This window comes from Citrobacter freundii complex sp. 2024EL-00216 (genome assembly GCF_043945515.1).
Taxonomy (GTDB): domain Bacteria; phylum Pseudomonadota; class Gammaproteobacteria; order Enterobacterales; family Enterobacteriaceae; genus Citrobacter; species Citrobacter portucalensis.
The window spans coordinates 259,791-273,032 of record NZ_JBIMRA010000004.1; the positions used below are offsets into that span (position 1 = coordinate 259,791).

The following is a 13,242-nucleotide window of genomic DNA, read 5'->3' on the forward strand; positions in this document are numbered from 1 at the left end:
GTGCGGAGAATTTGAAGTTATGTGAAGTGACGGTGAAGCGTAAACGAGGCCTGTGCACCGCCCTCTGGTCGGTTAGATAATGTCACCGTACCTTCATGCAGTCGTGCAACTTCACTGACAAACGCCAGCCCCAAACCGCTGCTCTTGTGTCCATTCTCGCGGGGCAGCGAGTAGAAGCGCTCAAAAATACGCGGCAACGCAAAATCAGGGATCCCGCTACCGCTGTCGGTAACCTGCAATGTGACCAGCTCCTCCTGCTGATGCGCGCTCAACGTAATCGTCCCGCCCTGTGGCGTGAAGTCGATAGCGTTGTCGAGCAAGTTCCCCAATGCCTGCTCCAGTAACGCGGGATCGGCAGCGACGCTAAGCGATGAAGGCAGAATGGTCAGCGTAATGTTTTTTGCCGCCAGCTGCACGCTACGCGCCTCTTTGAGCTGAGCAAAAAGCGTATCTACCTCCACCGCCGTCAACGTAATGTCCTGTCGATTCTCCAGTCGCGCCTGGCGCAGCAAAGTTTCGACCAGCGCCTGCATGCGCGCATTTTGCGTCAGAATATTATCGGTAAAACGCGCTACCACGTTTGGCGGCGGGCCTTCGCGCAATATCTCTGCCGCGCCACGAATGGCCGCCAGCGGACTTTTCAGCTCATGCGTTAACGCGTAGACATACTGCTCAATGTAGTTCTTGCCTTCGAGCTTCAGACGCATACTTTCCAGCGCCTGCGCCAGTTTGCGTAACTCGCTGCTGCCTAAATCAGGCAGTGGGACGGGGCGATTCTCGGTAACGGAGTCGGCATAACGCGCCAGCCGGGCAATGGATCGGTTTATCCACCATACCATCCCGAAGCCAATCACCAGGGCAATGCCCAGCAATACGGCGCTGGCCCACAGCATTCGCCGTTCACTGCGTTTAATCACCGGTGCCATCGCCGCATTTGGTTTGCCGACACTGAGCACGCCGATAATACGCCCACCGTCTACGATCGGCGCGGCAACGTACATCACCGAGCTTTCCGGATCGTTCGGGTTTTGCGGCGTGCTGCGGGCGCCATACTGCCCACGCAGCGTTAACCACACATCGTTCCAGCGGGAGTAGTCCTGACCGACGGCCTGGTTAGCTGAATCAAACAACACCTTGCCCTGCGCGTCCGTCATGTAGACATGGTATTCATTACGCACTTTGTTAATGCCGCTGATGTTGGCGTTAAATGGGCGGTTATGCAGCTGCGCAAATGCCTGCGCCAGCTTGCCGTTAGCCGGTGAGTCAGAGAGCACGTCATCACGCGCCAGTGCAGCCAGCAGCGTGGCGGTATCAATTAGAGTACCTTCGGTCGCCCGACGAACGCCTGGCTTAATTTCCTGCACAAAGATCGACAGAACAAACCAGGCGGCGACCGCGACAATCAGAAAATAGCCGAGCAGCAAACGCATGCCAATGCGCATCAGCAATTCCTCAGGCTGTATCCCATACCGCGATGTGTATTGATGGGGGAAAGCTCCGGATTGATAGCCCGCAGCTTGGCGCGCAGCGTTTTGATGTGAGTATCAACCGTTCTGTCAAAGGTATCCTGCGCGTCTGCCCAGACTAAATCCATCAGCTGCTGGCGAGAGTAAATACGTCCCGGCGACATCAGCAATGTTTTCAGCAGCAGGAATTCATAACGCGTCAGGTTCAACGGCATGCTGAACCAGGTAATCTGCGCGGCCAGCTCATTAAGTTCAAAATCCCCACAGCGTGTCGTCGATGAAGGCGTGGAGAATTTTTGCACCCGCCGCAGCAGCGTACGCACACGAGCGCACACCTCACGCGGCGAGAAAGGCTTGGCAACATAGTCATCTGCGCCAATTTCCAGCCCCAACAGGCGATCCACTTCATCGCTGCGCGCGGTCAGAAATAGGATCGGCAACGCCGGGTGGCGTTCCAGTAAACGTCGGCACAGTTCAAAACCGCTGATATCCGGTAGCCCGACATCCAGAATGATGGCATCAGGGCATTGCTGGCGAGATTTCTCCAGCACGGGAAATCCGCGCTCAAACGCCTCTACGCTAAACCCTTCCTGTTGCAGCATGTAGATAAGCGTATCAGCGATTCCCTGCTCATCCTCAACCAACCAGATCAACGGCTGTTGCATTGTGCTTCCTTGTTATTGCCGCCACGGCATGATGGGTACCGCGCTGATGGCATTTTTGGGCGATCCATCGACCACTTTATCTGAATAGGCCAGATAGGCCAGCGCATTACGTTTCGCATCGTAAAAACGCACGACCTGTAAAGATTTAAACACCAGCGAGGTACGTTTCTTAAATACCACTTCGCCCTGAGCTTTACCGTTCTTGATTCTGTCGCTCAGTTCTACCGGCCCAACCTGCTGGCAAGAGATGGCGGCATCGGAGGTATCTTCCGCCAGCCCCAGTCCACCTTTGATGCCGCCGGTCTTCGCACGACTCACGTAACAGGTCACATTGGTAACATCCGGATCGTCAAACGCTTCGACCACAATTTTATGATCCGGCCCAAACATTTTGAACACCGTATCGACAGATCCAATCTGCTCCGCATGGGCGACCTGCGCCAACATCAGCAGAATTGAGGAAATGACTAAGCTCTTATATTTCATATTGTTACCATTCTTAAAAGTTGTTCTGCGTAATTATTAAACATTCTAAGATAAAATGTATACAGATCACAGGATTACAATAATCACGCTTTCGTATGTCCGAAAAAAGCACTTATGAGCAAAAAAAACACTGAATGCTAAAACAGCAAAAAATGCTATTATCCTCATACCTGACGTCAGGTACTCGTTGTTGAAAGGATGAGGATATTTTATGGATCAGGCTGGCATTATTCGCGACCTATTAATCTGGCTGGAAGGTCATCTGGATCAGCCTTTGTCGCTTGACAATGTGGCGGCAAAAGCGGGCTATTCCAAGTGGCACCTGCAGAGAATGTTTAAGGACGTGACGGGCCATGCTATTGGCGCCTATATCCGCGCCCGTCGTTTATCGAAATCCGCAGTGGCGCTGCGCCTGACTGCGCGTCCAATTTTGGATATTGCGCTGCAATATCGCTTCGACTCTCAACAAACTTTTACTCGCGCATTCAAGAAACAATTTTCGCAGACACCAGCGCTGTATCGCCGTTCACCGGAATGGAGTGCATTCGGTATTCGCCCGCCAATGCGACTGGGTGAATTTGCGATGCCTGCGCACGAGTTTGTCACCCTGGAAGATACGCAACTGCTCGGCACCACGCAAAGCTATTCCTGCTCGCTGGAACAGATTTCAGATTTCCGTCATGAAATGCGTATTCAGTTCTGGCGCGACTTCCTTGCTCAGGCTCCGGCGATCCCGCCAGTGCTGTACGGGCTTAACGAAACGCGTCCGAGCATTGAAAAAGACGACGAACAGGAAGTGTTTTACACCACAGCACTGACGCCGGAACAGGCCAATGGCTATGTGCCGTCGGCGCAGCCTATCCTGTTACAGGGTGGCGAGTACGTGATGTTTACCTACGAAGGGCTGGGAACCGGCGTGCAAGAGTTTATCCTGACGGTTTACGGCACATGCATGCCGATGCTGAACCTGACGCGCCGTAAAGGACAGGATATCGAGCGATACTACCCGGCAGAAGATGCCAAAGCGGGAGATCGCCCGATCAACCTGCGCTGCGAATTCCTGATTCCGATTCGCCGCTAGCGCTGTAGTTCATCCAACGCAGGGGCGTCCAGATGTGAGATGTCCCCTGCCGTTTCAACGACCCATCCCGGTGCCAGCCATAAGCTTTCCTGGTAATCAACGCGAGAAATTGAACAGTTGCGCAGACGCAAGCGACGTTCAGCCCATGCCGGTAATCCCAGAATTGTGCTCACCAGGCAACCCAGCGCGATACCGTGGCTGACCAGCAGTGGACGACTTCCCGGCGGCAGCTCCAGACAGGATGCCAGCGCCGCGTTGACGCGATCGCTCAGCTCCTGCATCGATTCCCCTTCCGGAATACGACCATCCACCGTGCCGTTCACCAACTGGCGACGCCAGCCCTCTTCCTCTGGCGTCAGCGTATCGATGTGACGTTTTTCCAGCACCCCCATATTCAGCTCACGCAGACGAGAATCATAGGTGATATCACAGCCGCAGGCCTGGGCGATGATTTCTGCGGTGCGTCGTGTACGACCAAGATCGCTACTGATGACATGCGTAATACCAAACGAGCGGGCGCGTTCTCCCACCTGCATGGCTTGTTGTTCACCTTTAGCGGTTAGTGGGCTGTCTGACTGGCCTTGAATACGTCGCTCGGCGTTCCACTGCGTTTCGCCATGGCGAACAAGGTATACCTGTAACATGCTTTTTTTCCGTTATATACTCGTCATACGTTGAGTAGACTCTGCGATGAATTTTCAAACTGAGCTTAATTATGCACAAGGTTATCTCTGCGACCACCAATCCTGCCAAAATTCAGGCAATTCTGCGGGCATTTGAAGAGATTTTCGGGGAAGGATCCTGCCATATTGAACCCGTCGCCGTCGAGAGTGGCGTGCCGGAACAACCTTTCGGAAACCAGGAAACGCGCACTGGCGCACGAAATCGCGTTGATAACGCTCGCCGCCTGCACCCGCAGGCTGATTTCTGGGTCGCCATTGAAGCAGGAATTGACGACGATGCCACCTTTAGTTGGGTGGTGATTGATAACGGCATTCAGCGCGGTGAAGCCCGTTCAGCCACGCTGCCATTGCCGACTGTCATTCTCGACAGAGTCCGCAAAGGTGAAGCACTCGGCCCGGTGATGTCGGACTATACGGGTATTGATGAAATTGGCCGTAAAGAAGGCGCAATCGGCGTTTTTACCGCGGGCAAGCTGACGCGCTCAAGCGTCTATCACCAGGCGGTGATTCTGGCGCTCAGCCCGTTTCATAACGCGATATACGATGAGTCATTGTAATTTGTAGGCCTGATAAGCGTAGCGCCATCAGGCAAGCAGCGCGCACCATTGCCGGATGGCGGCTTCGCCTTATCCGGCCTACGAGAAAATCAGACACTTTTCAGCAACACCTGCTCCAGCCACTGACGCAAATCCACCGGTGCGGATTTGAGGCTGTTCGACCCTCGCGTAATAGTGGCAATCCCCGCCCCGAGCTCGTTTTTAAGCTCACGCTGGCTCATCTCGCCGCGCAGCAGCTCTTCAATGATACGCACACGCGTGCCCAACGCTTCACGCTCATCCGGCGTTAACATCAAATTGAGCAGTGGCAGGTGTAAATCTTGTTCGTAGGCGTGTTTAAGCAGATCGACAAAACGTAACCACTCCTGGTGACGTTGTTCTGCCATCTCTGCTGAATAGGGTGATTGCTGAGTCATAAGATATCGCCATCGTTGCGGGGGAAGCGTGCTTGCTTCCCCCTTTTGTACTCTTTAACGAGTACGATAGCATAACACAATCGACACGATCAGTAACGACGTTGCCATTCTGCGTCGCTCATCAACTCCGGTTTATCGCCGAGGAAATAGCGATAGTACGCATCATAAGCCAGCACATTCTTCACGTAACCACGCGTCTCTGAGAATGGAATACTTTCGACAAACGCCACAGCATCAATGCGGCCAGCGCTATTGCCAAGCCAGGTGCGAACGCGTCCCGGACCGGCGTTATAGGCTGCCGACGCAAAGATGCGGTTATTGCCGAATTGCTGATATACGTACTGCAAATAGCTGGTACCAATGTTGATGTTGGTATCAGGATCCAGTAGCTGGCTCGGACTGCTGTAACCTGGAATCGAGAACATTTTCACCGTATGCGTCGCCGTGCCCGGCATAATCTGCATCAGCCCGCTGGCGCCGACCGGTGATTTCACTTTCGGGTTCCAGGCGCTTTCCTGACGCGCTATCGCCATCGCATAACTTGGTTGAATATCCTTGCCGCTGGTGTAACGGGTAAACAGGTCTTTATAGGCCAATGGGAAGCGCTCTTCCAGATGATCCCACAGCTTACCGGCGATCGTCGCCTGAACGCTCAGATCCCACCAGTGATTGTTGAACGCGTAACGTGCCAACTGAGCCTGCTCGGACTTGGTACGGCTGGTAACCAGATTCGCCCATTCACTGCGCGCGGTATTATCCATGTTCCAGTACATTAGCTCGCGTACGCGTGCCATTTCTGGCCCCTGAGTCAGCGCAGAATCAACGTTCGCTGGCGCTTTATCCACTTTCAGCTCGTACTCTTCGCCCAGCCGCTGTGCCGCCACCATCGGATAGAAACCACGCTGCTGCATGAGCTGGTGCAGTATCTCTTTGGCTTCCGCATCACGTCCGCGCTCCAGCAGCAGATCAGCCTGCCAGTAGCGCCACTCGTCTTTTTCTTTTGCTTCCATTGGCAGACGCGCCAGCCACGTATTCAGGCCACGACGATCGCCGGTTCCCAGCGCCATGCGCACGCGACGCTCCACAAGCGAGGTGGAATTGGAGCGCATAATCGCATCATCACGCCATTTGGCCTGCTCGTCGGTGACGTCATTGCCCATCAGACGCCAGGCAACAATATCGCGTAGCTCCTGGGTTTGCTCGTCATTAAGCTGTTGCGCCTGTACCAGGGACGGGATCATCAGGCGGGCGTTTTCCACATCCTGACGCGCCACGCTGGCAAAGGCGACCGCCGCCATCTGTCGGGTGAAATCCGTGGCACCAGTGGTGCGAGCAAAAGTCATCACCGAATTCGGATCGTTGGCCAGCGAGATGATCGCAGAGGCAATGGTTTGGTATTGTGCGGGCATCTGTCCGGCCAGCGCCGTCACCAGACCGGTATTCCCGGCTTTCATCGCCAGACGAATACGCTCCAGATACGCCAGCGGATCCTGAGTGCCTGAGGCGCGCCATACGCCAAATAATTTGTCACAGGCATTCGGCTGACTTTTCCCGGTCAACCACAGCTCTTTCGCGCCCTGCCAGGCTTCTTCGGTTTGCCCGGTACTCCATTTCGCGAAGTAATAGTTACATTGCGCTTCCGTGGTACCCGGTTTTTCCGGGCTAAACGCCAGCAGTCCACGCCAGTCTTCGCGGCGCGCCAGTTCATTCACAAAACGCGATTGCAGAGTACGCGCCGGGGGCAGCGTCGGGTTGGCGCGCACAAAATTGGTGACGGTAATGGTCGGCTGATTCATCAGGTCGTCAGTGATCTGACGATATTCCAGATAGGGATACAGAGGATAGTTCTTCAGGCCGGGCATCATCTGCTCTACGACATCCATCTGTCGGTTATCCCAGGCCTGCTTAATTTGCGCATAGCGATTGCGCTGCTCATCCAGGGAGTCGGCTCGCGCCACCTGACTGACCGTCAGCAGACATACGCTGGCTGCCAGCAGGCGCCAGGTAAATTGATTGGCTTTGTCCACAAGCTCTTCCTCTTCTCATGTTACGTCTGTGCAGCATCATGCCGCTTAATTAATTCATGCTAACCAGACATTGCAGAATGCGCCACGTCACGGACACTTTTTTACTTTTGTTGCGAGTGGGATCTGCTGGCTGGGATTGAGCAATGAAAAAGGCTACACTTCGCCTTTGAAAACTCTATTCATCACTATAAAAGAGGCGAAGTCCACGTGGCTCAATTCGTTTATACCATGCATCGTGTCGGCAAAGTCGTTCCGCCGAAACGTCATATTCTTAAAAACATCTCACTGAGCTTCTTCCCTGGCGCCAAAATCGGTGTACTCGGTCTGAACGGCGCGGGTAAATCTACCCTGCTGCGCATCATGGCCGGCATTGATACCGATATCGAAGGTGAAGCTCGCCCACAGCCAGGCATTAAAATCGGTTACCTGCCGCAGGAACCAAAACTGAACCCGGAACATACCGTTCGTGAATCCGTTGAAGAAGCGGTTGCCGAAGTGGTTAGTGCACTGAAAGGTCTGGATGAAGTTTACGCTAAGTACGCCGAGCCGGACGCTGACTTCGATAAACTGGCCGCACAACAGGGCAAGTTTGAAGAAATTATCCAGGCGCACGACGGCCATAACCTGAACGTGCAGCTTGAGCGTGCCGCTGACGCCCTGCGTCTGCCGGACTGGGACGCTAAAATTGAGAATCTCTCCGGTGGTGAACGCCGCCGCGTTGCGCTATGTCGCCTGCTGCTGGAAAAACCAGACATGCTGCTGCTCGACGAACCGACCAACCACCTGGATGCGGAATCCGTCGCGTGGCTGGAACGCTTCCTGCACGACTTCGAAGGCACCGTAGTGGCGATTACCCACGACCGTTACTTCCTCGACAACGTTGCGGGCTGGATCCTGGAGCTGGACCGTGGTGAAGGTATTCCGTGGGAAGGTAACTACTCTTCCTGGCTGGAGCAGAAAGATCAGCGTCTGGCCCAAGAAGCCTCTCAGGAAGCGGCTCGCCGTAAATCCATTGAGAAAGAGCTGGAGTGGGTGCGTCAGGGCGCTAAAGGTCGTCAGTCTAAGGGTAAAGCCCGTCTGGCACGCTTTGAAGAGCTGAACAACACCGAATACCAGAAACGTAACGAAACCAACGAACTGTTTATTCCACCTGGAGCACGTCTGGGCGATAAAGTCGTTGAAGTCACCAATCTGCGTAAATCCTACGGCGATCGCGTTTTGATCGACGATCTGAGTTTCTCCGTACCGAAAGGCGCAATTGTCGGCATCATCGGTCCGAACGGCGCGGGTAAATCTACCCTGTTCCGTATGATGTCCGGTCAGGAACAGCCTGACAGCGGCACCATCACGCTGGGTGAAACCGTCAAACTGGCCTCCGTTGACCAGTTCCGTGACGCCATGGACAACAGCAAAACCGTGTGGGAAGAAGTTTCCGGCGGGCTGGATATCATGCGAATCGGCAACACCGAGATGCCAAGCCGTGCCTACGTGGGCCGCTTCAACTTCAAAGGTGTGGATCAGGGCAAACGCGTCGGCGAGCTGTCCGGTGGTGAGCGTGGTCGTCTGCACCTGGCGAAGCTGCTGCAGGTTGGCGGCAACATGCTGCTGCTCGATGAACCAACCAACGACCTGGATATCGAAACCCTGCGCGCGCTGGAAAACGCCCTGCTGGAATTCCCGGGCTGCGCGATGGTTATCTCGCACGACCGTTGGTTCCTCGACCGTATCGCCACCCACATTCTGGATTACCAGGATGAAGGTAAGGTTGAGTTCTTCGAAGGTAACTTTACCGAATACGAAGAGTACAAGAAACGTACGCTGGGCGCCGATGCGCTGGAGCCGAAACGTATTAAGTACAAGCGTATTTCTAAGTAATTAGCGTTAAGTGCCGGATGGCGGCGTTACGCCTTATCCAGCCTACGAGGTTAGTGCGACTTGTAGGTCGGATAAGCGCAGCGCCATCCTGTCTATGAGGTTAGTGCGACTTGTAGGCCGGACAAGCGCAGCGCCATCCTGTCTACGAGGTTAGTGCGACTTGTAGGCCGGATAAGCGCAGCGCATCCGGCATTAAAACCTAACGCTGCTCGCCCATCAACTCTTTCACCAGCTCCACGCAGCGCAGGAAGCGACCGTCGTAGTCAGGCTCCTGTACGTGCACGAAATTGATATTGTTTTCCTGCAGCATCTCGACCAGCAGCGTCTGAAACGCTTTTCTGTCAACTGAGCTTCCAAGGCTGCGTAAGCCATCCGCCACCCACGGGGTGTTGTTTTCCAACAGGATCACCAGGTCAAAGCGATACTCATCAATAAGCGCTTGCACAAACGGGTGTTCACGCCCTTCATACTTTTTACAGAAGGCCTGAGTGGTCACGAAATCGGTGTCGATGAACGCCACTTTATTGGCGTACTTAACAGCAAAGTCAATGTATTGCGCTTGTCCTAAGGCGATTTTATCGTAGTCAGAATACTGCAACGCCATCTCATCGCCGCCCAAATGGGAGAAGACATAATCACGCCCGTATTCCCACGCACTGGTGGTATTAAAAATATTGGCGAGCTTGTTCACCAGCGTCGATTTACCGCTCGACTCCCCGCCGAGGATCGCCACGGTGCGCACGAAAAACGGCTTCACTTCGGTCGGAATATACTCCCAGTAGCGAAACGGGTTTTCACGGATTTGCCCGCCGCTGATGCTCATGAACGTCCGCTTAGGATCCACCAGCACGGTTTCGATCCCCAAATGTTCGAGATACTGCGGGGCATCTGATTCTTCAGAGGTGTAGATCCAGTTTGGCTGGATCCCTTTCTCCTGCATAAACCTTTTGATCCCGTTGCTCCACACGTCCCAGCCGTGCGGATACGGCTCCATGCCTTCTTCGTTGAAGGCATGAATACGGATATTTTTCTGATACTTAAAGGTTTGCAGCAGCCAGCGTAAACGATCGGGCACCGTAGGCTGTTGCGACATGGCACTGTCTTCAAACAGGCTGCGATCGCGCGTGTCGTCATAGCCCATGATGATATGCAGTTCATCGACCTGGCTACAGGCGCGCTGGATAAGATAGATATGGCCGGTGTGCAGCGGATAAAACTTGCCGAATACCACACCGATATTTTTCTGCTGGCGCGGAAACTCCAGACCGAGAAAGCGGTGCAACGCCTCCAGCTTCTGCGCGCTGGGGCTTTTGATTTTGGCATTCAGCAGTTGGCTTAGGTATCCCTTGGTCATGCCACTGGCATCCGCCACCTGTTGCAGGGTACAGCCCTTTTGCTTTATGGCGGTTTTCAGATATTCAAATGACACAAGAGCCTCCTGCTGGAAAAATCGCGTAACACTGCCTGATGGCGCTTCGCTTATCAGGCCTACAAAATCAGTATGTACGGGTATTTGATTATAGGTCGTCAAACACGCTTAACGCATCCGCAAGCTTCTTAACGCCAAAGACCTGCATGCCTTCCGGTACTTTTTTCGGTACGTTAGCGGCAGGGACAATCGCCCGGCGAAAGCCGTGCTTCGCCGCTTCCGAAATACGCTCCTGCCCGCTGGGTACCGGACGGATTTCGCCCGCCAACCCCACTTCGCCAAAGACCACTAAATCCTGTGGCAGCGGTCTGTCACGCAGGCTGGAGACCATTGCCAGCAGCAACGCCAGGTCGGCGCTGGTTTCGGTGACTTTTACGCCGCCGACTACGTTAACAAACACGTCCTGATCCGCCATCTGCAAGCCACCGTGACGATGCAGCACCGCCAGCAGAATCGCCAGACGGTTCTGTTCCAGACCGACCGCCACGCGACGCGGGTTCGCCATCATTGAGTGATCGACCAGCGCCTGAATCTCTACCAGCAGCGGGCGCGTACCTTCCCAGACCACCATCACCGAACTGCCGGAGGTGACCTCATCGCCACGGCTTAAGAAGATAGCGGAAGGGTTGCTGACTTCACGCAGGCCCTGTTCGGTCATGGCAAAGACGCCCAGCTCATTCACCGCGCCAAAGCGGTTTTTATGGCTACGCAGAGTACGGAAACGGGAATCGGCGTCACCATCGAGCAGTACCGAACAGTCAATACAGTGTTCGAGCACCTTCGGCCCGGCCAGCGAGCCGTCTTTGGTGACGTGGCCGACCATGACAATCGCCACGCCGCGCGTTTTGGCAAAGCGCGTCAGATAAGCCGCCGTTTCACGCACCTGCGCCACGCTGCCCGGCGAAGACTGAATATCCGCCATGTGCATTACCTGAATGGAGTCGATCACCATCAGCTTCGGCTGTTCTTCTTCGGCAATCAGGCAAATTTGTTCGATACTGGTTTCCGACAGCATATTCAGATTCGCTGTCGGCAAACCGAGCCGGTGCGCACGCATCGCCACCTGCTGCAGTGACTCTTCACCGGTGACGTACAGAGTTTTCATCTGCTCAGCAAGCTTGCACAGCGTTTGCAGCAGCAGCGTTGATTTCCCCGCGCCGGGGTTACCGCCAATCAGAATAGCGCTGCCGGGTACCACACCACCGCCCAGCACGCGGTCAAACTCTTTAAATCCAGTGGAAAAACGCGGCAGTTCTTCAAGGCTGATGTCAGACAGCTTCTGCACTTTTGCCACGCCCGCATTCCCGGCATAGCCACTGAGCCGCTCGTTACGCGCCACCGTTGGCGATGCGGCAAGGCGCACCTCGGTAATGGTATTCCAGGCCTGACAGGCGCTGCATTGCCCCTGCCAGCGCGGGTAATCGGCCCCGCATTCATTACAAACAAAGGCGCGTTTTGGAGCTTTGGCCACGTTTTACCTCTTTCGTTAACGCTTTTGCCGGATGGCGCAGGCGCTTATCCGGCCTACGGACACCTTGCCATCGGGCAATTTAATCATTTCTGGTTCATGCTGCCGGAGAGAATGCAGAACACGCCCATCAGGTCAGCGTGGCGGATAGTAATCTCCGTCTTTTCATTCACTTTCGGTTTAGCATGATACGCAATACCCAGCCCAGCCGTTTTGATCATCGGCAGATCGTTAGCACCGTCGCCGATCGCCACCGTCTGCGCCATCGGGATCTCATACTCTTGCGCCAGGCGGGTCAGGGTATTGGCTTTGTACTGGGCATCGACGATATCGCCGATCACGTTGCCGGTAAATTTACCGTCCATGATCTCCAGCTCGTTTGCTACAGCCGCCGTCAGACGCAGTTTATTACGCAGGTAATCGGCAAAGAAGGTAAAGCCGCCAGAGGCAATAGCCACTTTCCAGCCGAGCGTCTCCAGTTTTAACACCAGCTGTGTCAGGCCTGGCATCAGCGGTAGCGTTTCGCGCACCTGGTGCAGAATATTGGCATCAGCACCCTTCAGCGTCGCCACGCGACTACGCAGGCTGGCGGTAAAGTCCAGTTCGCCGCGCATTGCGCGTTCCGTGACTTCCGCAACCATCTCACCGGTTCCAGCCAGTTTAGCAATTTCATCAATGCATTCGATCTGGATTGCCGTTGAGTCCATGTCCATCACCAGTAAACCCGGTGTGCGCAGATGCGGAATTTTGCCTAACGGGGCAACATCCAGTTTGGCATCATGCGCCAGTTTTGCCGCGCGCGGCGTTAACGAACCCGCCAGGCGAATCACCTGATAATCCTCGACGCACCAGGCAGCAACAATCACCATCGCTGCACCCAGTTTGCTCTGGTATTGCGTTAAACGTTGTTTATCCAGCCCACGACCGTACAGCAGCCAGCCACTGCGGCCCGCGTGGTAGTCCAGCGGCATGACTTCATCGCCACTTAAAGAGAGAGGCAGACCTGGCCACAGAGAAACATCTTCAGGTAGATCGCACCAGGTTATGTTAGGCATTAAAGCTCCTGTAAAATCGTTCGGGTCGGAATCA

Annotated in this window: 12 protein-coding genes; 3 read left to right on the forward strand and 9 right to left on the reverse strand. The window is 54.6% G+C overall.

The features are described from left to right. Positions 1-17: 17 nt before the first annotated feature. From creC to creA, 3 genes are read right to left on the reverse strand one after another with little or no spacing between them, the layout of a single operon-like run. Positions 18-1,442, reverse strand: coding sequence for a two-component system sensor histidine kinase CreC (creC, locus tag ACHHZ7_RS07225; protein WP_048214983.1), 1,425 nt, complete (start codon positions 1,440-1,442; stop codon positions 18-20). Beyond that, the gene (creB, locus tag ACHHZ7_RS07230; RefSeq protein ID WP_048214984.1) at positions 1,442-2,131 is read right to left on the reverse strand and encodes a two-component system response regulator CreB; all 690 of its coding nucleotides are present in this window, start codon (positions 2,129-2,131) and stop codon (positions 1,442-1,444) included. Before creB ends, creC begins: the two co-directional genes overlap by 1 nt. A gap of 12 nt (positions 2,132-2,143) precedes the next feature. Next, a complete protein-coding gene (creA, locus tag ACHHZ7_RS07235) occupies positions 2,144-2,617 on the reverse strand; it encodes a protein CreA (protein ID WP_003018998.1) in 474 nt (157 codons plus the stop codon). A 211-nt stretch (positions 2,618-2,828) separates the two neighbouring features. Between creA and robA the strand changes: the two genes are divergently transcribed. Continuing rightward, complete coding sequence (gene robA, locus ACHHZ7_RS07240; protein WP_048214985.1) at positions 2,829-3,698, forward strand: MDR efflux pump AcrAB transcriptional activator RobA; 870 nt, start codon at positions 2,829-2,831, stop codon at positions 3,696-3,698. Here robA and gpmB read toward each other — a convergent pair. Beyond that, positions 3,695-4,342, reverse strand: coding sequence for a 2,3-diphosphoglycerate-dependent phosphoglycerate mutase GpmB (gpmB, locus tag ACHHZ7_RS07245; RefSeq protein WP_003019006.1), 648 nt, complete (start codon positions 4,340-4,342; stop codon positions 3,695-3,697). The two genes, robA and gpmB, sit on opposite strands and share 4 nt — an antisense overlap. A gap of 71 nt (positions 4,343-4,413) precedes the next feature. Between gpmB and yjjX the strand changes: the two genes are divergently transcribed. Then, positions 4,414-4,938, forward strand: coding sequence for an inosine/xanthosine triphosphatase (gene yjjX / locus ACHHZ7_RS07250; RefSeq protein WP_057067005.1), 525 nt, complete (start codon positions 4,414-4,416; stop codon positions 4,936-4,938). An 89-nt stretch (positions 4,939-5,027) separates the two neighbouring features. Here the strand turns inward: yjjX and trpR are convergent, their stop codons facing one another. Further along, positions 5,028-5,354 carry a trp operon repressor gene (gene trpR / locus ACHHZ7_RS07255; protein WP_032934222.1) on the reverse strand — a complete coding sequence of 109 codons (327 nt, stop codon included), beginning with the start codon at positions 5,352-5,354 and terminating at the stop codon, positions 5,028-5,030. A gap of 89 nt (positions 5,355-5,443) precedes the next feature. After that, the gene (gene sltY / locus ACHHZ7_RS07260) at positions 5,444-7,381 is read right to left on the reverse strand and encodes a murein transglycosylase (RefSeq protein WP_057067007.1); all 1,938 of its coding nucleotides are present in this window, start codon (positions 7,379-7,381) and stop codon (positions 5,444-5,446) included. Between the two features lie 207 nt (positions 7,382-7,588). Between sltY and ettA the strand changes: the two genes are divergently transcribed. Further along, a complete protein-coding gene (gene ettA / locus ACHHZ7_RS07265) occupies positions 7,589-9,256 on the forward strand; it encodes an energy-dependent translational throttle protein EttA (protein WP_003829940.1) in 1,668 nt (555 codons plus the stop codon). A 199-nt stretch (positions 9,257-9,455) separates the two neighbouring features. Here ettA and nadR read toward each other — a convergent pair whose 3' ends face one another. The 3 genes from nadR to serB all read right to left on the reverse strand — a co-directional run bounded on the left by nadR (position 9,456) and on the right by serB (position 13,208). Then, entirely contained in the window at positions 9,456-10,685 is a 1,230-nt protein-coding gene (gene nadR / locus ACHHZ7_RS07270) for a multifunctional transcriptional regulator/nicotinamide-nucleotide adenylyltransferase/ribosylnicotinamide kinase NadR (RefSeq protein ID WP_032942319.1), read from the reverse strand. 88 nt (positions 10,686-10,773) lie between these two features. Further along, positions 10,774-12,156 (reverse strand): DNA repair protein RadA, encoded by a 1,383-nt coding sequence (gene radA, locus ACHHZ7_RS07275; RefSeq protein WP_003829944.1) that lies wholly within the window; start codon positions 12,154-12,156, stop codon positions 10,774-10,776. Positions 12,157-12,239: 83 nt separating this feature from the next. Then, positions 12,240-13,208, reverse strand: a complete 969-nt coding sequence (gene serB, locus ACHHZ7_RS07280) for a phosphoserine phosphatase (RefSeq protein ID WP_003829946.1) — start codon at positions 13,206-13,208, stop codon at positions 12,240-12,242. Positions 13,209-13,242: the final 34 nt, after the last annotated feature.